The following is a 23,678-nucleotide window of genomic DNA, read 5'->3' on the forward strand; positions in this document are numbered from 1 at the left end:
ACCAGACGAATGGCCTGGTGTTCTGTAAAACAATTAAATAAAGCTTAAACGCCTTTTTTACTTGTCATGCTTGCTTTTTTAGCTGGCGCCGAAGTTTTGGTAGTTGCTTTAGCACTTGCTGATGATTTGGTTCCTGAAGCTTTTTGTTTCTTATCTGAAGCTGCTTTTTCTTCTGATAATTTAACTTCAGCTGGTGTACCTGGTGTTTCAGGAGTTTCTTCCGTAAACAATGGCAAATCTTTTAATAAGTTATACCAGGTAATGATTTTCTTCATATCCGAAGCGTAAACTTTCTCCTGATCGTGGCCTGGTGCTACTTCAAGGAAATAAGCACGTAAATCGCCTTTTAAATCAGGAGTAGCTCCTTTGGCAGAAATTTTGGCGAAAATATCTGCCAGTTTAATTTCTTCATCTTCACCATATACCGTAATATCTTCCAACGAAGCCAGTTTAGTATTTGTGATATTGGCTACAATTTTAGTTTTCTGAGCATCTAAACCCTCTAAAATGTAACCCACTTTATTTTGTCCAACCAGTTTAAACAAACCCGGTCTGCCAGATACGGCAACAATTCCTCTTAAATTCATATTTTTTTGAGATATGAGATTTGAGATATAAGAAATGAGAAATCACTCAGATCAAATAACTAAAACTCTTTGTTCAATTATTAAATGAGATAGGAGCACCAATTTAGAGAATCAAGTCTCAAATCTAATGTCTCAAATCTAGTATCTATTTCTAGTCTTCTAAAACTTCGATGTTTAAAATTTTATCACCTTGGCGGATATCATCTACAAGATCAACATTCTCCACAACTTTACCAAAACAAGTATGGTTACGGTCTAAGTGAGCAGTATTGGTTCTGCTATGGCAGATAAAAAACTGTGAACCACCAGTGTTGCGGCCAGCATGTGCCATAGATAATACACCACGATCGTGATATTGATTTTCGCCATCAAGTTCGCAATCAATTTTGTAACCTGGGCCACCAGTACCTGCCAAATGTGCTTTAGCCGGGTCTTTTGAATTAGGGCATCCACCCTGAACCATAAAGTTAGGAATTACACGGTGAAAAGTTACCCCATCATAAAAGCCTTCTTTAGCTAATTTTTTAAAGTTTGCAACGGCTTTTGGCGCATCATTTTCGTAGAATTCTACAGTTAATTCGCCTTTTTCTGTTTTTATTATTGCTTTACTCATATTAATATCAGTACTAATTTTAAATTTAATCCGACTAAAAAACAATCGCATTTTTTTAGTAGAGGGCAAAAATAACAAAATTGTATAACTTATAACATCATTAAATTTTTCTATCCAGTTTAAATGCGGTATTTTAGTGTTTTAAGTCTATCGATTTGACAAAGAAATATTATATACTCTTTATTTGCCTGCTTTGCTCATTAGGGTTAAGGGCTTCTTCACTGTTAATTTATATGGATGAAGACCAAAAAAACCACCTTAAAGCATATGGTATTGCATACTGGACAATCAGTAAACAGCTGGAAGTTGACTGGCTCCTAAATTACCGCGGCGGAAGCTTTCTAATTAAGTATAATAAAACGGTTGAGGATGAGCTTAAAATCCGCGGGGTTTCTTACGAAGTACTGGCTGATGGAAAGGTAACCAATCTTTTAAACGAAATCAGTGATCCGTCGGTAAACATGGAAATGGTTAAATTGGAGAAAACACCAAAAATTGCAGTGTACTCGCCAAAAAGTAAACTCCCCTGGGATGATGCCGTTACGCTGGTGTTAACTTATGCAGAAATTCCGTATGAGGTAATTTATGATGACGATATTCTTCAGGATAAACTGAGCAAATATGATTGGCTGCACCTGCACCATGAAGATTTTACCGGGCAATATGGTCGATTCTGGGCCAATTTCAGGTATGCCACCTGGTATCAGGAAGATGTTAAAAATCAGGAAACCCTTGCCAAGCGCATGGGTTATAAAAAAGTTTCAGAAATGAAACTTGCCGTAGCCAAACACATTAAAGAGTACTGTGCTGGTGGAGGCTTTCTGTTTGCCATGTGCTCTGGTACGGATAGTTTTGATATTGCGCTGGCCGCAGATGGGGTGGATATTTGTGCGCAAATGTTTGATGGCGATGCAGCAGATCCTAATGCACAGGCCAAATTGGATTTTAATAAAACATTGGCATTTCAGAATTTTAAGCTGGATAACAACCCTATGAATTACGAATTTTCGGACATTGATGCCACGCAAACCCGAACTTTAAACCAAAGCAATGATTATTTTACCCTTTTCGATTTCTCGGCCAAGTGGGATCTTGTTCCTACCATGCTTACGCAAGATCACGATAAAGTGATTAAAGGTTTTATGGGCCAAACCACTGCCTTTAGAAAAAGCCTCGTTAAAACAAGCGTTACGGTATTGGGCGAAAATAAAGGAGCTGCTGAAGTACGTTATTTACATGGCGAAATTGGTAAAGGACAGTTTACTTTTTATGGTGGTCACGATCCGGAAGATTATCAGCATGCTGTTGGCGACCCTCCAACTGATTTAAATTTGCACCCAAATTCGCCAGGTTACCGCTTAATTTTAAACAATGTGCTTTTTCCTGCGGCCAAAAAGAAACCGCAAAAAACTTAATCTGCTTCTTCAATCTTTGGCATAATTATACAAAACTTATCAAAACTGCCTGTATAATGCGGTACATTCCTATTATGTATACACAAAGTTAGCGTGTTGGGTATTTCATTTTTGTAGCGTATATATACCTAATGTAGATAAAAAATATGCTGTAAATCAATAGCTTACCCGCTAAACTGTAACAGACTTGATACTTTGGCACAGCTTTTGGAATTGAGGCTTGTAATTAACAACAGGATAAACCTGATTTTTTAAACAAGATTCTTCTAAAAGAAAAATATTATGAAAAAGTTATTATTAAGCGCTTCAGTTTTATTATTAGCAACAGGTGCATTTGCACAAACAAAAATGACCGGAGAAACTTCCCGTTTCGGAATTAAAGCTGGTGTAAACCTTTCGAAATTCCACGCTGGTGGTGATGATGCCGCAGCAAATAATTTTAACGACAATGCAAAAAACAATGTTGGTTTTAACGTTACTGCATTTGGTGATTTCGGTGTAGGAAACAATTTCTTCATCCAACCGGGTGTTTCATTACAAAACAAAGGTAATAAATTTGAATCTGTGCTTACCAATACGGCTTTGGGCAATACAATTACTACCACTAGTTCCGTAAAAACAAATTTAATGACTATTGAAGTACCGGTTAACGCTGTGTTTAGAATCCCTACAGGTGATGCTGGTGCCGTTCAAATCAGTGCTGGTCCTTATATAGGTTTCAACATTTCTGGTAAAGATAAAGGCGAAACGGTTACTACAACAGTAAATAACGCTAACAATAACAGTTCTACTGTTACCACATCTAACGATAGAGACTTATCATTCGGTAGTGCAAGTGATAAAAACTATAACAGTACCGAATTTGGTGCAAACTTTGGTTTAGCTTACCGTACAAACTCAGGATTTTTAGTTGGTGCAAACTATGGTTTAGGTTTAACAGATTTAACACCTAAAGACAGACAGGCTAATTCAAATAAATTAACTAACCGTGTATTGGGTTTCTCAGTTGGTTATTCTTTCTAAGATAAAAGCCTTTAAAATTAAAAGCCGTGCTGATATATCATCAGCACGGCTTTTTTTTATATGCAATCAGGCAAATAAGAACCGCATTGGCATAAACACGAGAACAATCTACTATGGTTGCTTTGATACATGCTTCACAAGCTTTGCAATAATTTCGCGATAGCAAATGCAAGCGCTCTCCGTAAAAAAGATAAAGAATTTATTAAATCAAGCCTGGTTTTAATCGTAAAAGTTCCAGCTTACACCAAACTTTAATAAGGCATCTTGCATAGGGTACCTGTTTACAGTGTAATAACCATTTTGGAAAAGGCCTTGATTGATAAAATCGTATTTAACAAAAAGGTTTGCACGTTTTAAATTGGCTTTAAAAAACACATCTACAATCGGCTTAGAAACAAAAGTTACCGGATTGGTTTCATCTATATAAAACTGTGAGGTTGCTGGCGAATACAAATAATTTGCATATTCGGTATTGTACCTTACATCGATACCTACATTGGCTTTTAATACTTTAAAAAAGGTATTGTCGAAATAAATACTGTTATAGGTATAAAATTCGGGTGTTCTTAAAATTGCATTTTTATCGGTTTTTTGATAGGCTAAATAATTTTCCATTACAAACCTGCCAAACTTCCATTTTTTGGAAACATCAAACCTGATCAGGCTGATATCAGCTGTTTCCTGTTTTGGCAGAATGGCTGTTGTACCATTGCTGTGATCTGCTGCAAAATACAGGTAATTACTGGTTAGGAAATATTTAGCTCCTGCATTAAAACCATATTTATCATTGATGTAATTAAAAGATAGATTGGCGATTTTAGTGTTATTAAAATCAGTATTGCTCCATTGGTAATGGTTGCCATGGTAGTAATCGAAAATTCTGGCTGGTGTTTGGTTTTGTACATAGGCACCTAATTCTATCCTTCCGATGGTTTTTCCTAACAGGATTTTACTTTTGGCTTCGTACAGATAATCACCTGCATTTTCACCCTGCAAAATTTGCTGTATATCTAAGTTAATATCGATATTATTCGAAAACCTGTATCCTGCGGCACCTAAAATGGTAATATTTTGATAACCAAATCTGCTTTGCTCATAATACTTACCATCTTGTTTAATTCCTAAAAACTCGTGTTTGTAATAATCATGGCGGATGCCGGCATCAACCTTTAGCTCATTTTTAATGAGTGATGAATTTTTTGGACGTAAAAAGAAACTGTATATAAATTCATTCTTAAAGTGCTGCACATGGGTAGAATCATTTGTGAAAGTTGTGCTGTTTATGCCGGGAGGTAAAACATTGTTCGGATCGGTACCATTTTTATAAAAATCGTAACTTTCGTTATTGTACTCAAAAGTATAAGTAACCTTATTGGTTGGCAAAACAGCATTATTTGCATTGGCAGAAGTATCAATCCGCCCTACATAATAGGTTTGTTTTAAAAACACGGTATTCTTTTTGTACATGTTGCGCGCATCTGATAAGTTGATGGCTTCGGCATCTCTGCTGATCTTGTTGTAACCTGGATCAAAAATATTTTGAGCAACCACTGAACCGTTTTCATAACCACGCATGGTATTAAAAATGGCTGATGCCCACATATTATAACGTTTACTTGGCGATTGGTACCATGAAAATACCGCCACATTTAAATTATCACCACGTTGCCTTGCATAAAACCCTTTCGAATCTCCACGGTTAAAATTTACGCCAACATTCCAGTTTTTCTTGATGTTCTGTGTATGAATTGCCCTAAAAAGCTGCTCTGTTTTGCCGCCACTCACAAAATACAAACTCGTAAAAGGGGTTCTGGCCTGGTAATAAATAATATCTTCTGGTGTTAACGCGTAATAGTCGAACGAATGGAAACCTGCATCAAACCCGATTCTTTTACTGGGCTCAAACAATAATGGCCGGGCTGCCAAACCCATGTTACCAGTACTTATGGTGGGGTGCATGGGTTGTAAAAGCGGACTGTAATTCTGGATATTGGTAGTAGTGGTATCTAAAGGCAATAGTACAATGCTATCTTTACTTAGCGATAGTTTGGTAAAACGGATGTATTTTGCAGTAAAAACAACTGAATCTTTTCCGCCATCCAATTTTTTCCTAACCGAATCGAGTTCTTTATTTGTACCAACATTGGTTTTTAAATCCTGAGCAAAAGCCTTGTTGATGCCCAATAGCACAAACAGTAAAAAACAGATCTGAACAACTTTACGCATCTTAAAGTTCGGCAATTAAGCGGGTTAAAATTTCTGTCATTTTTGGTTCGGCCTTGGCCGCAGCAGCTAAAATTTCATCTAAATCAAAGGGTTGCAAATCTTCAGGAAAACCTTCATCAGTTAAAACAGAAATGGCAAAAACTGGTAAACCTGCGTGGTTGGCCACAATTACTTCTGGTACGGTACTCATCCCCACAGCATCGGCACCAATTAAGCGCAGGTATTTGTATTCTGCCTTGGTTTCTAAATTCGGCCCCGTAACGGCAACGTATACACCTTTATGGCATTTAATATCAACTTCTTTCGCAATGTTTAAAGCCTTTGCAATAATATCGCGTTTGTAAGGTTGGCTCATATCCGGAAAACGTGGACCAAGGTCACTTTCGATAATACCGCGCAAAGGGTTATCAGGCTGCAGGTTGATGTGATCTTCAATAATCATTAAATCGCCTTTTCTAAATTCGGGGTTTAATGATCCTGCTGCGTTAGAAACAATCAGGTTTTCGATGCCCAATCCTTTCATTACCCGAACAGGGAACGTAATTTGCTGCATGCTGTAACCCTCATAATAATGCAAACGCCCCTGCATGGCAATAATTTTTTTACCGTTTAACGTTCCAAAAATTAATTTACCACTATGAAATTCTAATGTTGAAATAGGAAAGTTGGGAATATTAGAATACATCAACTGATGTTCAACTTCGATTTCTTTCACAAGGCCTCCTAAGCCTGTTCCTAAAATAATGCCTATTTCGGGCTTAAAGTTCTCTGTTTTACGTTTTATATATTCAACGGTTTCTTCTATTGCTCTTAACATAGTTTAAAATGAGTTCGTCAAAGGTAATCTTATCTTCTTCAAATAATTCAACCTCGATGGGTAAATAATATACAGGTAAATTTACCAGTAAATCTTCAAATCCGGTAGCTCTTAAACGTTTGCTATCCTTTTCTGTTGTGATGATGATTTTTTCTTTTTTATTTCCGGCCAAAAATGCACTTTTAAATTTGCTGATATCTGCTTCTTTAAAGGCATAATGATCAGGAAATTCTTCGTGTTTAATGGTTTTGGAATATTTACCCAGTTCTTCGATCAATGGTTCTGGATTGGCAATACCTGTTAATAGAAAAATTTCGTAATCTTTTATCGATTCGAGTACGCGGCTTTCTTTATTGTATAAATGAACAAGGTGGCCATATTTTAAATAGGAGTGCAATACCGGCTGATTTGCATCGGGTTGCAGTTCGTTTATTGAAGCTTGTTGCGCTACATGTAACAAGGGCACTGGCGATTTAGTGACTAATAGCACATCGGCTCTTTTACGTGACGAGAAAACATCTCTTAAATTACCTGCTGGCAAGAGGAACTGCAGAGTGCCCAATTTTCTAAATTCGAAAAGCAAAATATTAAAACCCGCCCTTACTGCACGGTGCTGAAAGGCATCATCAAGGATAATTAAATCATGGTTTTCTTTGAGCTGATTAATTCCATTTACGCGGTCTTCGCAAACAGCAACGGTTACCTTTGCAAATTTCTGATGGTATTGTAACGGTTCATCTCCAATGGTTTCGGCAGTTGCATTGTCATCAGCAAGGATAAATCCTTTTGTTTTGCGACCGTAGCCTCTACTTAATATCGCTATTTTATAATCGGCCAGTAACCTCACCAGATATTCGGTTGTTGGTGTTTTGCCCGATCCGCCTACAGCCAGATTGCCTACGCAGATTACGGGTAAATCGAATTTTACAGACCTGATTAAGCCCCAATCGTATAATTTTTTGCGGAGTGTAACGGCCATTCCATAAATTAATGAAAAAGGAAGCAGTAAAAGGCGTAGATAGTTAAGTAGCATATCGTGGTTTCAAAAATACTGATTATTTAAAAAAGAAAGGCATCAGCCTATAGAGCAACCCTTAAGCGCAGGAAATGGTTTGGTGGAGAGGGAAATAGGGAGTTTTTAGTTGGGAGTTGTGTACCTTGCCTTCAATTAAGCAATTGAAACAATTTACCAAATCCACTTAAAATTGCTCCAATATATCTTGATCTGATTTATAGGTTTCGACAATCACCTTTGGAATGGAAAGGTTATGTTTTTGATAAAGGGATGCCCAAAGTTCGGCATTGTTCTTTTTTGGGTATTGATAAAAATCCTGTCTGAGTTTAAAGGTGGAGAAATTATTACTGTTTTTCTGTTCAGGTTCTATATCATCAAGAAAAAGCAGTTCCATTTCTGCCGAGGGCTCCCCTTCCGAGAATAATCCGGCTACTACATTACACTTTAAGTAGGTAGCATTAAGGTGCGATAATCCATTTTCAATCGTGTAATCCTGTTTATTGATCCAGATCATACTTTTGTTAATCGTGGCAATATTACTCTCCATCCCTTTAATCAGGTGTTTATCAACCGTGATGTAAATCCACCCGCTTTTCCTTTTATACAATACGTTTCTTGCCCTGTTAAAATAGATTTTATAACATTTTGTTCCTTCGTAATCTACCTGTCCTTCTATTTCATAATCGTTATCCTCGCTGAGCATATTATCATTAAGGTTAGTTACAAAGTAAGATTTGAGCTCCATTCTTAAATCTACCGCATAATTAATTTTTACAGTTTTAGATTTTCTTAAATCTTTAAGCCTTCTAATTCCTTCAAGCTGTAATTTGATATCGTTTTTGTATTCGTCGGTATGCAGATTAAGTACGCCTTCGGCAAAGGTGTTATATTTGCCATCTTTAACTAAATATTGCCTGCAAAGGATCTTTTTACTCACCACGCCTGTATCTGCAAGGTGCGCCATTGCATTCTTTACGAGTGTAGTAACGAAATTGGAAGAATAAATCTGCACATCATTTAGCGTAACGTATTTATCCTTTAATTTTATGGTAAGGTCATCAGTTTGACTATCATCAACCTTAACCGAACGGCTTTCGTAACCAACCGAACTAAAAGAAAGCGACTGCCCTTTATTTAGCGAATCTACTTTGATACTGAATTGACCTTCTTCATCACTCAATGCAATCAATTTTCCTTTATTATAAATGGATACAGACGCAATGCCTTTATTTACATGATTAATTACATGCCCTTTAATTATTTTTTGTGCCCATGCTGCATGCAAAAAAAATAAACAGCAGAATAAGAAGGGTAAAATAATTTTTGAACGGTAAGGCATAGGTTTGAGGCGTTATTTAGGGAATTACTTGGTTATCTGTGGTGAATTTACTTATTCTAAATAAATAACCAAAATGCAGCATAAATTTTCGGTAATGGTTTACCGTTATCATCGTAAATTGATTTAGCAATTGACCGATTATGAGCTAACCTATAACAATTCAATGAACAGTTATTTTAATTTTTTTATTATCATTGTTGTCTACCAAAAAAACAATTTAATGTCTCCAAATAAAAGATTAGTAATAGGCCAGGGCCAGATTAGCGGATATATCTCTATTTTTTTAGCTGTGCTGGCGTTATTGGGCATCCTTTGCTTCCATTATCCAGAGAAGTTAACCACTCCCGAATTCCGCGAAATATACACTAAAGATAGTATGGAAGCTTTAATGCTTGGCGGTGTTATTGGCTGTTTCTTTTTTTCGCTGTTAAGTTTAATTCTCAGTAAAAAAGTAAAATGGGCATGGCCTGGTTTTGCTTTAGGTGCACTGGCTGTTGTACTTGGTGCATTAAGTGTAGAAGGTAGAGATGTGGCTAAATCCAGCTGGCATTTCGGTTTAGACTGGATGATTTTAGATTTACTTTTAATGGTTGCCATATTTGTTCCGCTTGAGCTGTTTTTCCCAAAAAACAATGAACAAACTAAATTTCACGAAGAATGGCGTACCGATTTAACTTACTTTGTAATCAGTCACCTGTTTATTCAGTTTTTTGGTATTGTTACGCAAAAACCTGCTGTGTTATTTTTCGGCTGGATGGGTTTAGATAAGCTTCATGCCTGGGTGCAGGGTTTGCCTTTTATTGTGGCATTGTTTCTGGCGTTTTTCAGTACAGATTTATTTCAGTACTGGGCACACCGTTTCTTCCATACGCGGGTATCGTTGTGGCGTTTCCATTCTATACACCACTCTACACAAAATATGGATTGGCTGGCCGGTAGCCGTACACACTTTATCGATATCTTTTTTACCCGCGCCATGACGTTTATACCGCTGTATGTATTGGGCTTTTCGTCGACAGTTTTTAACGTTTACATTATTTTTATTGCCATCCATGCCGTACTCATTCATGCCAACACACGCATAAACTTCGGTCCGCTTAAATATATTTTTACTACACCTCAATATCACCACTGGCACCATTGTGAGGACCCAAAATATTACGGACATAACTTTGCTTCGATATTTCCATTTATCGATATGATTTTTGGCACCTATTATTTACCAGGCAAAGAATGGCCAGCCGGAACAGGCGTGCACGAAGCGGCTTACCCGAAAGGTTTTGTTAAACAATCTATTTATCCATTTACTAAAAGTCCGTTTGATACGGATTTAAATATGGAAGAACGGAGTGATAGATAAATATCTTGCTGTGGGGCATAGCTAATTTAAAGATTAAACTGACGCTAATGCTCGTTTGTAACGGGCGTTGTTATAATTCGTCGCTTCCTAACGAAGAAACCATTAAGCAAAATCATTTGGAAAGCAGGGGCAATAGATAAGATTAATGTTCGTCAGGCTTTCTGCTAAATCTTTTGTATTAAAAAAAACAAAAGGATACCGCTGCAATCCTGTTTAATAAAGTTGGGCACTACTACTATCAAGGGTTTTGGAATTAAAGCTAAATTTAAAGATTAATTGGGTAAGCTATTTAAGCACTTGTTCGGTAAAGAGCGTTGTATAGTTCGTCGCTTCCTAACGAAGAAACCATCAAGCAAAATTATTTGGAAAGCAGGGGCAATAGCTATGATTAATGTTAGTCAGGCTTTCTGCTAAATCTTTTGTTTTGAAAAAAACAAAAGGATACCGCTGCAATCCTGTTTAATAAAGTTGGGCACTGCTACTATTAAGGGTTTTGAATTAAAGCTAAATTTAACGATTAATTGGGTAAGCTATTTAAGCACTCGTTCGGAAAAGGGCATTGTATAGTTCGTCGCTTTTAACAACGAAGCCCTAATCTATTTATCCATTCCTAAAACTCCAGCAGTTAAAATATGGATGCGGAACAAAACAGATGGTTTAAATGTTATATTAGCATTCCATCTAATTTTATGCAGCCCGAAACAGAAATTTTAATCATTGGTGGTGGTTTGGCCGGTTTAACTGCTGCGCTCCACCTAAACAAACTGGGCATACATGTAACACTGATTGAGAAAGATACTTATCCTCATCATAAAGTTTGCGGCGAATACATCTCGAATGAGGTATTACCCTATTTTAAGTGGCTTGGTTTACACACGGAAGATCTAAATCCTACATCCATTAGCGATTTGCTATTTACCTCCCTTTCAGGCAAAAGTATACAAACAGCACTCCCACTTGGTGGTTTTGGTTTGAGCCGTTATACCATCGATCATTACCTTTACAATGAGCTTATTAAAAGAAACATTAAGGTTATCCACGAACGTGTAGTGCAAATAGACTTTGCTAACGATCAATTTATGGTAGAAACTACCAACAGCACTTACATTGCGCCGTACGTAATCGGTTCTTATGGAAAAAGATCAGCCATAGATGTTAAACTCAACCGGAATTTCATCAACAAACAATCTCCCTATCTTGCAGTTAAAGCACATTACAAAGCCGATTTTCCTGATCATGTGGTAAGTCTGCACAATTTTGAAGGAGGCTACTGTGGCCTATCGAAAGTAGAAAACAACAAGCTGAACATCTGTTACCTGGCAGACTACAACAGTTTTAAAAAACATAAAAATATTGTGGCTTACCAGGAAAAAATTCTATACAAGAACAAACATTTAAAAAATATTTTCGAGCAGGCAGAAATTATATTTGACGCCCCATTAACCATCAGTCAGATTTCTTTCGAAACCAAAGAACCTGTTTATAAACACATATTAATGATTGGTGATACCGCAGGACTGATTCACCCGCTTTGTGGAAATGGAATGGCAATGGCGATACACAGTGCTCAGCTTCTTTCTGTATTGTTGCACCAAAAAATTAAAGGTAAAATAACCTCACGTGCGGCATTGGAAGAAAATTATACCTCACAATGGAACAGGGAATTTAAAACCCGGCTAAAAATGGGCAGGGTTTTATCTGCATTGCTCAGAAACAATAAATTAGAGGGTTTTGCAATGAACACCTTAACGCGGATTCCTTTTCTACTTAAGCAAATCATCAAACAAACACATGGAAAACCTATCAATATCCCCCAATAAATGGCTGTAGATACCACGAACAGAAGCACAGCACCCGAAATTATGGACGATTTTGCCATGGAAGGTGAAATACTGCGCGATGCATTAGACAAAATAGCAAGAATAAACCAGCTTTTGGGCGGCAATAAAGTTACGCTCGATGGCATTAAAAGCCTTATTAAAAACAAACCAAAAGATCAGCTTATACGTATTACTGATATTGGATGTGGAAATGGTGATATGCTACGCACATTGGCCGATTATGCAAAAAGCAAAGGTTTAAATTTTATTTTAAAAGGAATAGATGCCAATAACTTTACTATAAAACATGCAGAAAGTTTATCGCACAACTATCAGAATATCTCTTACCAGTGCAGCAATATTTTTGATGACCTGGATAAAAACGAAGACTGCGATATAATGCTTTGCACCTTAACATTACATCATTTCAAAGATGAAGAGATTATCGGCTTATTGGAGAATTTCAAAAAATCGGCAAAAATGGGCATTGTGATTAACGATTTAGAAAGAAGCGCTATTGCCTATAATCTTTTTAAGGCCTTGTGTTATGTGTTCCGTTTAAATGATATGTCGCGCGAGGATGGATTGGTATCTATTCTGCGTGGATTTAAAAAGGCTGATCTGATTAAATATAGCAAACAATTAAACCTTAAATCGAGTTCGATAAGATGGAAATGGGCTTTCCGTTACCAATGGATAATTAAAACAATATGAGCGTAACCGTAAAAGCAGTAAGTAAAGCCTTGCCCGAATTCTCCAGATCAACGGATGAAATCTTACCTTTTCTTGATCTTTGGTTAAAGGATCAGGATGAGCGTTTTATCAGAAAGGTAAAAAAGATTTTTGAAGGTGCAGCGGTTGATAAACGCTATTCTATAATGTCGCCTGAGGAAGTATTCAGTGATTTAAGTTTTGAGGAGCGGAACAATATTTATGTTAGGGAAGGCATTAAACTGGGCACACAATGTTTAACCTCGGCACTTGATAAAGCAGGTTGGCAGGCAAAAGATTTAGATTATATCATCACAGTAAGCTGTACAGGGATTATGATCCCTTCTTTAGATGCATATTTAATCAATTTACTCAAACTTCGGCAGGATATTGTGCGCCTGCCGGTTACAGAAATGGGTTGTGCAGCCGGGGTATCGGGGATGATTTATGCTAAAAACTTCTTAAAAGCCAATCCGGGTAAACGTGCCGCGGTTGTAGCAGTAGAATCGCCTACGTCAACTTTTCAACTGAACGATTTTTCGATGGCCAACATTGTAAGTGCCGCAATATTTGGCGATGGTGCTGCCTGTGTGCTGTTGAGTTCGAACGAGGAAGATGGTGGCCCCGAAATTTTAGCCGAAGAAATGTATCATTTTTATGATGCTGAAGAAATGATGGGATTTAAACTCACCAATACCGGTTTACAAATGGTACTGGATGTTGCCGTGCCCGAAACCATTGCCAATCATTTTCCCGATATCATCCACCCCTTTTTAGCCAAAAATAGTTTGCGCATCAATGATATAGACCACTTGATCTTTCATCCAGGTGGCAAAAAAATTATTCAGACCGTTGATGAACTGTTTGGACAGCTTGGCAAAAACATTAATGAAACGAAAAAAGTATTGAGGCAATATGGAAATATGAGCAGCGCAACGGTACTGTATGTTTTAGAACAGATTATGGATAAAAAGCCTGATACCGGAGAAAAAGGATTGATGCTAAGCTTTGGACCAGGTTTTTCTGCACAGCGCATACTTTTACAATGGTAAAATCAATCATTCAGTTATTTAATTCCCATCATGACAAACGCAGAAATATTGGCTAAACTCCCCTATGGCAAATCTTTTTTATTTGTAGATGATTTATTGCATGTTGATCAAAACGGAGCGAAAGGAATTTTTACTTATAATGAAAAGCTATCCTTTTACGAAAGTCATTTTAAAAACAACCCGGTTACCCCCGCAGTAGTGCTTACCGAAACCATGGCACAAATTGGATTGGTGTGTTTAGGGATTTACCTCTTACCGGATAAAGCGTTAAATATGTCTGTAGCCATGACATCAAACGCAATTGATTTTTTAATTCCGGTTTACCCAGGCGAACAGGTAACGGTAACAAGTGAGAAAATATATTTCAGGTTTAATAAGTTGAAATGTAATGTTAAAATGGAAAATGCTGCAGGCAAAGTGGTTTGCAAAGGAAATATTGCTGGAATGTTAATTTCTACAGGAAATGAATAACAGAGTGGTTATAACCGGATTAGGCGTATGTGCACCCAATGGTACAACTGTTGCTGAATTTACAGATGCCATTAAAAAGGGAACTTCAGGTATCCGCCATCAGCCCGATCTGGAAGCCTTAAATTTTTCCTGCCAGATTGCCGGGAAACCAGTACTAAGTGATGAACGCATCAGTGAATATTTTACCCCACTCGAACTTCGGAATTTAAACAGTACCGGTATAGTTTATGGCGTAATTGCAGGTTTAGATGCCTGGAAAGATGCAGGTTTTGCAATTGAAAACAACGATGAGCCGGATTGGGACAGCGGAACAATTTTTGGCACGGGTACTTCGGGTATAGATAAGTTTAGGTGGGCAATTAACAAAATTGATGACCTCGAAATTAAAAAACTTGGAAGTTCTGTGGTGATCCAAACAATGGCCAGTGGGGTAAGTGCTTTTATAAGTGGTAAACTTGGTTTAGGAAACCAGGTAAGCACCAACTCATCAGCCTGCGCAACCGGTGCAGAAAGTATTTTACTGGCTTATGAAAGGATTAAAACCGGGCAGGCACAGAGAATGCTGGCAGGCAGTACTAGCGATAGCGGACCTTATATTTGGGGCGGTTTTGATGCCATGAAAGTTTGCACCTTTAAACATAACCACGAGCCAGAAAAAGGTAGCAGGCCAATGAGTACCACAGCAAGTGGTTTTGTACCCGGAAGCGGAGCAGGGTCTTTGGTTTTAGAATCGCTCGATAGTGCAATAGCCAGAAAGGCCAAAATATATGGTGAGGTGCTTGGCGGTCATGTTAATTCTGGCGGTCAGCGGGGATTAGGCACCATGACGGCCCCAAACCCCATTGCCGTTCAGCGTTGCATACAGGCTGCTTTGCAAAATGCAGGCATAAAAGCCCACGAAATAGATGTAATTAACGGTCACCTTACCGCTACTTCGAAAGATGCTTTTGAAATAGAAAACTGGAAAACAGCCTTACAGTTACCTACCGAAAATTTCCCTTACATTAATTCGTTAAAGGGCATGATCGGTCATTGTATTGCAGCCTCTGGAAGTATAGAATGTGTTGCCTCGGTATTGGAATTGCACGAAGGATTTATTTTCCCCAACATCAATTGTGAAGATTTAAATCCTGAGATTAGTGCATTGATCGATGTAAAAAGCATTCCACAAACCCTAATTGAACAACCAATTAATATATTAGCTAAAGCCAGTTTCGGATTTGGCGACATTAATGCCTGCGTTATCTTTAAAAAATACATCCCATGAATAAAGAACAGATTATCCAAGCCCTAAAAACAATTGTTGAGCCTTATAGCGAAGAAACATCGGCAATTGCCCATATCGACGAAAACACGGATTTTATTAACGACCTGAAAATAAATTCGGCCAACCTGGTGGATATTATCCTGGATATTGAAGAGAAATTTAACATTGAGATAGACAACGATTCGATGGCGAAAATGCTCACAGTAAAAGCGACCACAGAAATTATAACGCAAAAACTGGAAGCCAATGCTGGGCAATGATATTGTTGATTTGGGTTTAGCCAAAACCCAGAGCAACTGGCGACGGAGGAACTATCTTGACAAAATTTTTACCGCTGAAGAAAAGCTACTCATTACCTCATCACAGAAACCTGATGAAATGGTGTGGCTGTTGTGGAGCATGAAAGAAGCAGCCTATAAAATTTATAACCGTAAAACCGGCATCAGGAGTTTTGCACCGACGAGTTTAAGGTGTATAATTCACCCTGATACCAACCAAACTTTTGGCGAAGTGCATATTGAAGGACACACTTATTTTACTAAAAGTGATATTTACACCCATTATCTGCATACCATTGCCACCGCAGAGGCTGTACATTTGAATTGCACCCACATTGCGATTTACAAAGCTCCAGATCATTTGTTTGATTATAAAAGCACGAAGCCAGGTTGTGTAAGCCATCATGGCCAGTTTTTGGCATTGGTGTATGAACTCCAGAGTTGACAATTTTACTCACAGGGTGGCAAGAAAAGTTGTCAACTCTTATTACAAAAGTAAAACCCACTAAAGCCTCCTAAATCCGCGGTATTTTCTGCGCAATCTGCGGGAAAGCCTCCTAAATCCGCGGTATTTTCTGCGTAAAACAAAGGAAGAGCTAAATGAGTGTCAGTTACTAACAACTGACACCACTATAAATAAAATCCAACCACCCATATTTTAACCACAATAAAATCAAAATTAACCGCTATCTAATCTAACGAATACAATCAAACGTTTGCCCTGTTTTCTTTACAGAATAATGGAATGGCCTAGCTCAAAAAGCATTATCTTTGTACAAATCATAAAAAATAAAATATGCTTAAAGGATTTTTTAACGTACCCACTCCGGTAAACGAACCTATATTAAATTATGGCCCAGGCAGTAAAGAGCGTGCACTTTTAAAAGAAGCACTTGCCGAAGCCCGCTCATACCAACAAGATATTCCGATGTACATTGGTGGCAAACAAGTTCATACCACCAAAAAAGGTAAAGTTGTTGCACCACACGATCACCAACATATTTTAGCTCAATTCAGCATTGGTGATAAAACCCATATTACACAAGCCATTGATGCTGCTTTGGCTGCAAAACAGGATTGGGAAAACCTAACCTGGGAACATCGCGCTGCCATATTTTTAAAGGCTGCCGATCTTATTGCCGGTAAATACCGCTATAAATTAAATGCTGCAACAATGTTAGGTCAAAGCAAAAATGCTTATCAGGCCGAAATTGATGCCGCTTGCGAGCTGATTGATTTCTTACGTTTTAATGTAAGTTACATGGTAGATATTTACAAACAACAACCTCCTGTTTCTCCTCGCGGAAGCTGGAACCGTGTTGAGCAACGCCCATTGGAAGGTTTTGTTTTTGCACTTACACCTTTCAACTTTACCGCAATTGCAGCAAATTTACCTGCATCTGCAGCCATGATGGGAAATGTTGTGGTTTGGAAACCTGCTGATACGCAAGTTTACGCAGCAAACTTATTAATGGAAATTTTCCGCGAAGCAGGATTACCTGATGGCGTAATTAACCTGGTTTATGCAGACGGACCAGAAACTGGAGAAGTGATTTTTAACCATGCTGATTTTGCCGGTATCCACTTTACAGGTTCTACTAAAGTATTTCAGGAAATCTGGAAAACAATCGGAACAAACATCCATAAATACAGATCATACCCACGTATTGTAGGCGAAACCGGAGGTAAAGATTTTATTCTCGTACATCCGTCAGCACAAACAAAAGTGGCCAGTACGGCAATTCTGCGTGGTGCTTTTGAATACCAGGGACAAAAATGTTCTGCAGCTAGTCGCGTATACATTGCAGAAAGTCTTTGGCCAGAAATTAAAGAACAGATGTTGGCTGATTTAGCTACATTTAAAATGGGTGGAACAGAAGATTTCAGCAACTTTATTAATGCCGTAATCGATGAACGTTCTTTCGATAAATTGGCTAAATACATCGATCAGGCTAAAAAAGATAGCGGTGTAGAAATTATTGCTGGTGGAAACTACGATAAAACTAAAGGTTATTTCATTGAACCAACAATACTAGTTGTAGATGATCCAAAATACACCACCATGAGCGAAGAATTATTTGGCCCCGTTTTAACTGTTTATGTTTATGCAGATCAGGATTTCGACCAGATTTTAGAAGTAATTGATACCACTTCTCCTTATGCTTTAACCGGAGCCTTGATTGCGCAGGATAGATATGCAATAGATAAAGCAAGTCATGCTTTACGCAACTCCGCAGGTAACTTTTACATCAACGATAAATGTACTGGTGCCGTTGTAGGTCAGCAGCCATTTGGTGGTGCAAGAGGTTCGGGTACAAATGATAAAGCCGGCTCGATGATCAATTTATTGCGTTGGGTTTCTCCACGTACCATTAAAGAGGTTTTCGAATCGCCAACGGATTACCGTTACCCGTTTTTAGCAGAAGATTAATACTGAAATATATTAGGCCAGACATATTTGTTTGGCCTTTTTTATGCCCATAGTTTTTAGACAAGTGATTGCATCGCTTAACTGATAAACCAGATTAAAAACATAAACTCATAATCCTCGTTTGTAACGAGGATTATAGAGAAAAGCGATTGTATCGCTTAACTGACAAACCATATTAAAAACATAAGCACATAGTCCTCGTTTGTAAGGAGGGTTATAAAGAATAGTGATTGTATCGCTTAACTGAGAAACCATATTAAAAACATAAACTCATAGTCCTCGTTTGTAACGAGGATTATAGAGAAAAGCGATTGTATCGCTTAACTGACAAACCATATTAAAAATATAAACACATAGTCCTCGTTTGTAACGAGGATTATTGAGAAAAGCGATTGCATCGCTTAACTGACAAACCACCTTTTTCTAACCATGAGCCACAGATTTTTACTTTCCTTATTTGTTTTTTTAGCAAGTTTCAACTTTTATGCATCCGCACAAAAGAAACCCAATGTCATAATCATTTATGCAGATGATTTGGGTTATGGCGACCTCAGCTGCTATGGAGCAACTAAAATAAAAACACCAAACATTGATGCACTTGCAAAGCAAGGATTAAGATTTACCAATGGGCATGCCACCGCCTCAACCTGTACCCCATCACGTTATTCGTTAATGACTGGCAGATACGCCTGGCGTAAAAAAGGCACCGGTGTTTTACCTGGTGACGCTGCATTGATTGTTCCGACAGATAACAGCTCACTCGCAGCAATTTTTCAACAGGCAGGTTATAAAACCGGCCTGGTTGGTAAGTGGCATTTGGGTTTGGGTACTGCCGTAGAAAAAGATTGGAACAAGGAAGTAAAACCAGGTCCGAAAGAAGTAGGTTTTGATTATTCTTTTATCTTTCCGGCCACCGCAGATCGCGTACCAACTGTTTTTATGGAAAACCAATTGGTAGTGGGATTAGAAGCTAACGACCCGATTACCGTTGATTACAAATCCCATAGGCACAGATCCTACTGGCCAAGATCATCCCGAATTGTTAAAAATGCAGGCAGAAGTAAACCATGGTCATAACCAAACCATTGTAAATGGCATTGGCCGTATTGGTTACATGCATGGTGGCAAATTGGCACGTTGGACAGATGAGGAACTCCCTTTTACCTTTTTAACTAAGGCTAAAAATTTTATTGAAGACCATAAACAACAGCCCTTTTTCCTGTACTATGCCTTAACTGAACCACATGTACCACGCTTGCCCGCAACCATGTTTAAAGGCAAAAGTGAGCTGGGTTACAGAGGCGACGTAATCCTGCAACTGGATTGGGCCGTTGGCGAAATAACAAAACAGCTGAAATACCTTGGTATTGACAAAAACACAATGATTATCTTTAGCAGTGATAACGGCCCTGTAATTATGGATGGATATGAAGATCAGGGTGCCGAAAAATTAAATGGCCATACGCCCGCAGGCAATTTACGTGGCGGCAAATACAGTATTTTAGAAGGTGGCACAAGAGAACCTTTTATTATTTCGTGGCCGGCAATGGTTAAACCAGGTGTTTCTAATGCTTTGGTATCGCAGATCGATTTCCTGGCATCCTTTGCAAGCTATTTTAAGCTGGAAAGTAAAAATGCTATCGATAGTAAAAATGTATGGAACGCCCTGATTGGGCAAGATCACGAAGGCCGTGATTTTTTCATCGAGCAAAGCAACCAACTGGCCATTGTTAAAGATAACTGGAAATACATCCGACCATCAAAGGGAGAAGCATATTACAAGCTAACCCATACCGATACCGGCAATTTACCAACAGCTCAGTTATACAACTTAACAAATGATGTAGGTGAGAAAAATAACCTTGCTTTACAATACCCTGAAAAAATTAAGGAGCTTGAGGCTTTATTAAGTGCTGAAGAAACAAGAACGAGGTAGCGCATGTTGACGGGTGGGAATTAAAAAAGACTTTCTGGGAAGCAAGCGATTGTTGTAAGTTGCTTCCTTCAACTCCGCCACCATTGACAGGCTTTAGTAAATCGATCGTCTTTGCGCGGCACGAAGAAAAAGCCTTTTCGCAATTTCGATACCCATAGGATATTCACTTCTTTAAAATCATGTCACTCATATTGATTTTTATAAAATAAATATCCCTCAGGATGATAAACCGCAGTGTAAAGCGCTCAAAACACTAATCTACCAGCAACATCTTTTTATATTCTTTAGGCGTAACACCTTTAGCCAGTTTAAAAAATTTATTAAAGTTTGATAAACTGTTAAAACCACAGGCATAAGCAAGTTCACTAATCTGCTTATCGGTTTGCGCCATTAACTTACAGGCATGGCCTATTCTTACTTCGTTAACAAAGGTTACAAAAGTTTTTTGCGTGCGGTTTTTAAAATACCTGCAAAAGGCCTGTTTGTTCATATTTGTCATTTCGGCCGCCGCATGGAGTAAAATTTCCTGATTAAAATTATCAAAAACATATTTTAAGATTTTATCCATCCTATCATTATCTTTTAATTGATAGTTGTTTGTATAGCCCGGGCTTGCCAACAATTCATAATTCCTGGTAAAACAAAGTAGGTTCAAAATTTCGAGCACAACAATTAAGCGACATATTTCTTCAGTCTGCAAGGCTACTTTTAACATCAGTTCTTTTAATTTCTTTTTAACGTCATTACCAAACTTTATCCCTCTTTTTGCCATTAGGAAGAAGTTTTTAAGTCTTTGTATCGTATCAGGTTCTTTAAAAAAGTCAAGAATTTTATCGGGATGTATAAATACAGAAACTGACCGTGCGTGAGTAGCTGCATCTGCATTGTTAAAATACTGATTGGTGTTGTGCCATACATGGGGCAAATTGGAACCTACAAAAATAAGTTCGTCAGAATTAAAATCTTCAATACTATCACCAATCATCCTCCGCCCTTCACTTTCAATGGTGTATGTAAGCTGGCACTCTTCGTGGAAATGAAATTCAGTAGAAAAATAAGGCGCATCAACCACCTTTAAACCATACACATCGTTTAGTTTACCATCCAGTATTTTGGCGAAAATGGGCTTCATATATTTGGTTTGAGAATGGCAATTTATAAAAAACTGATATATTATCACAATCCAGCTTAACAATATCGACCAGGGCTAATATAGCGTCAGTATCAGCAAACCTCCTTCCAGTCATTTCAAATTTTCATCGATACATTAGCTTAATCATAACCAAATATTAAAGCATTATGCTCGAAAATAAAATTATCGCATTAACCGGCGGTAGCGATGGTATTGGCTGGGAATGCGCAAAAGCCTATGTAAAAGCAGGAGCTACTGTTTGCATATTAGATAAAAACCAACCAGCTAAGAACAAACTCGAAGAACTTGATGGCACAAAAGCATTATTTATAAACTGTAATGTTGCGCATGAAGCTGAAGTGGAAACGGCAATAAATATCATCATCGAAAAGTATGGCCGTATAGATGCCATTCACAATAATGCCGGAATAGCCCATCCTTCAAAATCTTTAGATGAAACCAGTAATGCAGAATGGGATTTACTGATGAACATCAATTTGAAAAGCATTTTGTACACCACCCGTTATGGTATTGCACACTTAAAAAAATCGCAGGGCTGTATATTAAACACAAGCTCGATGGTGGGCAGTATTGGGCAAGATAACCATGCCGTATACGTGGCAACCAAAGGAGCCATTAATGCCCTTACCAAAGCAATGGCACTTGATTATGCACCATTTAAGATCAGGGTAAACGCCGTATCGCCCGCAGCAATTAATACCCCAACATTACAAGCCTGGAGCCAGGAACAACCTAATGCAGGCGAAATAGAAAAGTACCTGAATAATTTACAGCCTTTGGGCAATATGCCGGCTGGCGACGTAATTGCCGATGCCTGTACTTTTCTTTTAAGCAACGCTGCCCGCTTCATTACCGGAACAATTTTACCCGTTAGCGGTGGTGCAGAATTAGGATACAGAACTACAATATAACCCCTAAAAATGATTGATAAAATACAGATCCAGGATAAAAGGTTTGCACTAACAACCGGAGCAGGAAGCGATGCGATACATAAAGATCCCCAATATTCTTACGCAGTAACACAATTAACCGAAAATAATATAACCGGAACAGGATTGGCATTTACACTCGGGGCAGGTAATGATCTGGTTTGCAATGCCGCAAAATTTTATGCCGATACCTTAAAAGGCATTGGTATTGAAGAGCTGATGGGGAATTTTGGGCAAACCTTTAAAACCTTATCAAACGAACAACAGTTTAGGTGGCTCGGGCCTCATAAAGGCGTGGTACATTTAGGTTTGGCCTCTGTTACCAATGCCTGCTATGATTTATGGGCAAAAAAAAGAGGGGTGCCACTATGGAAATTATTAATCGACCTAAGCCCTGAAGAAATTGTAAACACCCTCGATCTGTCCTACCTGGAAGATGTACTTACAAGAGAAGAAGCAATTGAAATGCTGCAAAATGAGGTAGATAGCAAGCCATCAAGAGCAGGTATATTAAATGCTGGTTACCCAGGTTACGATACTTCGGTAGGCTGGTTTAATTATGATGATAACCAGGTACGCGAAAACTGCAAAAAAGCGATAGCTAACGGCTTTACCGCCATGAAACTTAAAGTAGGTTCAGCAGATCCAAAAAGAGATATCCGCAGGGCAAATATTGTACGCGAGGTTGCAGGCGATAACTCAAAAGTAATGCTCGATGCCAACCAGCAATGGACTTTACCGCAAGCCATATCAATATGCAATGAACTAAAAAACATGAATCCTTACTGGGTAGAAGAACCCACCCATCCGGATGATGTTTTAGCACACCAAATTTTAGCAAAGGCCATTGCACCGGTTAAACTTGCCCTTGGCGAGCACGTGCCAAACCGTATTATTTTTAAAAATTACTTACAAACGGGTTGTGCCAGTTTTGCCCAGGTAGATGCCGTAAGGGTTGGTGGGGTAAGTGAATTTATTACCATTAGCTTAATGTGCAAAAAATTTGGCGTTCCTGTTGTACCGCATGTAGGCGATATGGGGCAGCTGCACCAACACCTTGTATTGTTTAACCATATAGCAATGGGCCATGAGGCCTTATTTTTAGAACATATCCCACATTTAAAACAATATTTTGTAAACCCGATTAAGATTGAAAAAGGAGTTTACATTACCCCCCAAGAAGCAGGGAGCAGCTGTGACTTAAAATAAGCTAACCAAATTATAAACCAAATTTA

The 23,678-nt window shown here is 38.2% G+C and carries 22 protein-coding genes; 15 read left to right on the forward strand and 7 right to left on the reverse strand.

The window, feature by feature from the left end; all coding sequences use genetic code 11:
- Positions 1-44: 44 nt before the first annotated feature.
- Together ACZZZW_RS23270 and ACZZZW_RS23275 are read right to left on the reverse strand one after the other, a co-directional pair.
- Positions 45-587, reverse strand: a complete 543-nt coding sequence (locus ACZZZW_RS23270) for a DUF5606 family protein (RefSeq protein ID WP_055907555.1) — start codon at positions 585-587, stop codon at positions 45-47.
- Positions 588-738: 151 nt separating this feature from the next.
- Positions 739-1,200, reverse strand: a complete 462-nt coding sequence (locus ACZZZW_RS23275; protein ID WP_055907558.1) for a peptidylprolyl isomerase — start codon at positions 1,198-1,200, stop codon at positions 739-741.
- Positions 1,201-1,433: 233 nt separating this feature from the next.
- On the opposite strand from ACZZZW_RS23275, the gene ACZZZW_RS23280 reads away from it, so the two are divergent.
- Both ACZZZW_RS23280 and ACZZZW_RS23285 read left to right on the forward strand, forming a co-directional pair.
- Positions 1,434-2,615 (forward strand): asparagine synthetase B, encoded by a 1,182-nt coding sequence (locus ACZZZW_RS23280; RefSeq protein WP_082458716.1) that lies wholly within the window; start codon positions 1,434-1,436, stop codon positions 2,613-2,615.
- 282 nt (positions 2,616-2,897) lie between these two features.
- Positions 2,898-3,638, forward strand: coding sequence for an outer membrane beta-barrel protein (locus tag ACZZZW_RS23285; protein ID WP_055907563.1), 741 nt, complete (start codon positions 2,898-2,900; stop codon positions 3,636-3,638).
- 219 nt (positions 3,639-3,857) lie between these two features.
- Here ACZZZW_RS23285 and ACZZZW_RS23290 read toward each other — a convergent pair whose 3' ends face one another.
- The 4 genes from ACZZZW_RS23290 to ACZZZW_RS23305 form a co-directional block, all read right to left on the reverse strand.
- Positions 3,858-5,879 carry a putative porin gene (locus tag ACZZZW_RS23290; RefSeq protein WP_463497064.1) on the reverse strand — a complete coding sequence of 674 codons (2,022 nt, stop codon included), beginning with the start codon at positions 5,877-5,879 and terminating at the stop codon, positions 3,858-3,860.
- The gene (locus ACZZZW_RS23295; protein WP_055907569.1) at positions 5,866-6,681 is read right to left on the reverse strand and encodes a purine-nucleoside phosphorylase; all 816 of its coding nucleotides are present in this window, start codon (positions 6,679-6,681) and stop codon (positions 5,866-5,868) included. The genes ACZZZW_RS23290 and ACZZZW_RS23295 overlap by 14 nt, the downstream gene beginning before the upstream one ends.
- Positions 6,653-7,714: a tetraacyldisaccharide 4'-kinase gene (lpxK, locus tag ACZZZW_RS23300; RefSeq protein WP_463497067.1), complete on the reverse strand. Its 1,062-nt coding sequence runs from the start codon at positions 7,712-7,714 to the stop codon at positions 6,653-6,655. Before lpxK ends, ACZZZW_RS23295 begins: the two co-directional genes overlap by 29 nt.
- Before the next feature lie 166 nt (positions 7,715-7,880).
- On the reverse strand, positions 7,881-9,035 hold the full coding sequence (locus tag ACZZZW_RS23305; protein ID WP_055907575.1) for a carboxypeptidase-like regulatory domain-containing protein: 1,155 nt from the start codon (positions 9,033-9,035) through the stop codon (positions 7,881-7,883).
- A gap of 220 nt (positions 9,036-9,255) precedes the next feature.
- On the opposite strand from ACZZZW_RS23305, the gene ACZZZW_RS23310 reads away from it, so the two are divergent.
- The 11 genes from ACZZZW_RS23310 (at position 9,256) to ACZZZW_RS23360 (ending at position 20,361) form a co-directional block, all read left to right on the forward strand.
- Positions 9,256-10,395: a sterol desaturase family protein gene (locus tag ACZZZW_RS23310; protein WP_055907606.1), complete on the forward strand. Its 1,140-nt coding sequence runs from the start codon at positions 9,256-9,258 to the stop codon at positions 10,393-10,395.
- A gap of 689 nt (positions 10,396-11,084) precedes the next feature.
- On the forward strand, positions 11,085-12,215 hold the full coding sequence (locus ACZZZW_RS23315) for an NAD(P)/FAD-dependent oxidoreductase (RefSeq protein WP_055907609.1): 1,131 nt from the start codon (positions 11,085-11,087) through the stop codon (positions 12,213-12,215).
- Positions 12,216-12,929 (forward strand): methyltransferase domain-containing protein, encoded by a 714-nt coding sequence (locus ACZZZW_RS23320; protein WP_055907578.1) that lies wholly within the window; start codon positions 12,216-12,218, stop codon positions 12,927-12,929.
- The gene (locus tag ACZZZW_RS23325; protein WP_463497074.1) at positions 12,926-13,978 is read left to right on the forward strand and encodes a type III polyketide synthase; all 1,053 of its coding nucleotides are present in this window, start codon (positions 12,926-12,928) and stop codon (positions 13,976-13,978) included. Before ACZZZW_RS23320 ends, ACZZZW_RS23325 begins: the two co-directional genes overlap by 4 nt.
- A gap of 30 nt (positions 13,979-14,008) precedes the next feature.
- Complete coding sequence (locus ACZZZW_RS23330; protein ID WP_055907584.1) at positions 14,009-14,449, forward strand: 3-hydroxyacyl-ACP dehydratase FabZ family protein; 441 nt, start codon at positions 14,009-14,011, stop codon at positions 14,447-14,449.
- Positions 14,442-15,716 carry a beta-ketoacyl-[acyl-carrier-protein] synthase family protein gene (locus tag ACZZZW_RS23335; protein WP_055907585.1) on the forward strand — a complete coding sequence of 425 codons (1,275 nt, stop codon included), beginning with the start codon at positions 14,442-14,444 and terminating at the stop codon, positions 15,714-15,716. The genes ACZZZW_RS23330 and ACZZZW_RS23335 overlap by 8 nt, the downstream gene beginning before the upstream one ends.
- Positions 15,713-15,976, forward strand: a complete 264-nt coding sequence (locus tag ACZZZW_RS23340; protein ID WP_055907588.1) for an acyl carrier protein — start codon at positions 15,713-15,715, stop codon at positions 15,974-15,976. The genes ACZZZW_RS23335 and ACZZZW_RS23340 overlap by 4 nt, the downstream gene beginning before the upstream one ends.
- Positions 15,963-16,439: a 4'-phosphopantetheinyl transferase family protein gene (locus ACZZZW_RS23345; protein WP_055907591.1), complete on the forward strand. Its 477-nt coding sequence runs from the start codon at positions 15,963-15,965 to the stop codon at positions 16,437-16,439. The genes ACZZZW_RS23340 and ACZZZW_RS23345 overlap by 14 nt, the downstream gene beginning before the upstream one ends.
- Positions 16,440-16,790: 351 nt before the next feature.
- The gene (pruA, locus tag ACZZZW_RS23350) at positions 16,791-18,425 is read left to right on the forward strand and encodes an L-glutamate gamma-semialdehyde dehydrogenase (protein WP_055912087.1); all 1,635 of its coding nucleotides are present in this window, start codon (positions 16,791-16,793) and stop codon (positions 18,423-18,425) included.
- Positions 18,426-18,854: 429 nt separating this feature from the next.
- Positions 18,855-19,502 carry a sulfatase-like hydrolase/transferase gene (locus ACZZZW_RS23355; protein ID WP_463497081.1) on the forward strand — a complete coding sequence of 216 codons (648 nt, stop codon included), beginning with the start codon at positions 18,855-18,857 and terminating at the stop codon, positions 19,500-19,502.
- Positions 19,474-20,361 carry a sulfatase-like hydrolase/transferase gene (locus tag ACZZZW_RS23360; protein ID WP_463497083.1) on the forward strand — a complete coding sequence of 296 codons (888 nt, stop codon included), beginning with the start codon at positions 19,474-19,476 and terminating at the stop codon, positions 20,359-20,361. The genes ACZZZW_RS23355 and ACZZZW_RS23360 overlap by 29 nt, the downstream gene beginning before the upstream one ends.
- A gap of 253 nt (positions 20,362-20,614) precedes the next feature.
- Here ACZZZW_RS23360 and ACZZZW_RS23365 read toward each other — a convergent pair whose 3' ends face one another.
- Entirely contained in the window at positions 20,615-21,493 is an 879-nt protein-coding gene (locus ACZZZW_RS23365) for a helix-turn-helix domain-containing protein (RefSeq protein WP_055912083.1), read from the reverse strand.
- A 167-nt stretch (positions 21,494-21,660) separates the two neighbouring features.
- Between ACZZZW_RS23365 and ACZZZW_RS23370 the strand changes: the two genes are divergently transcribed.
- On the forward strand, positions 21,661-22,425 hold the full coding sequence (locus ACZZZW_RS23370) for an SDR family NAD(P)-dependent oxidoreductase (protein ID WP_055912081.1): 765 nt from the start codon (positions 21,661-21,663) through the stop codon (positions 22,423-22,425).
- Positions 22,426-22,434: 9 nt separating this feature from the next.
- Entirely contained in the window at positions 22,435-23,652 is a 1,218-nt protein-coding gene (locus tag ACZZZW_RS23375; RefSeq protein ID WP_055912079.1) for an enolase C-terminal domain-like protein, read from the forward strand.
- Positions 23,653-23,678 lie beyond the last annotated feature (26 nt).

The sequence above is a fragment of the Pedobacter sp. AC379 genome (assembly GCF_979258145.1).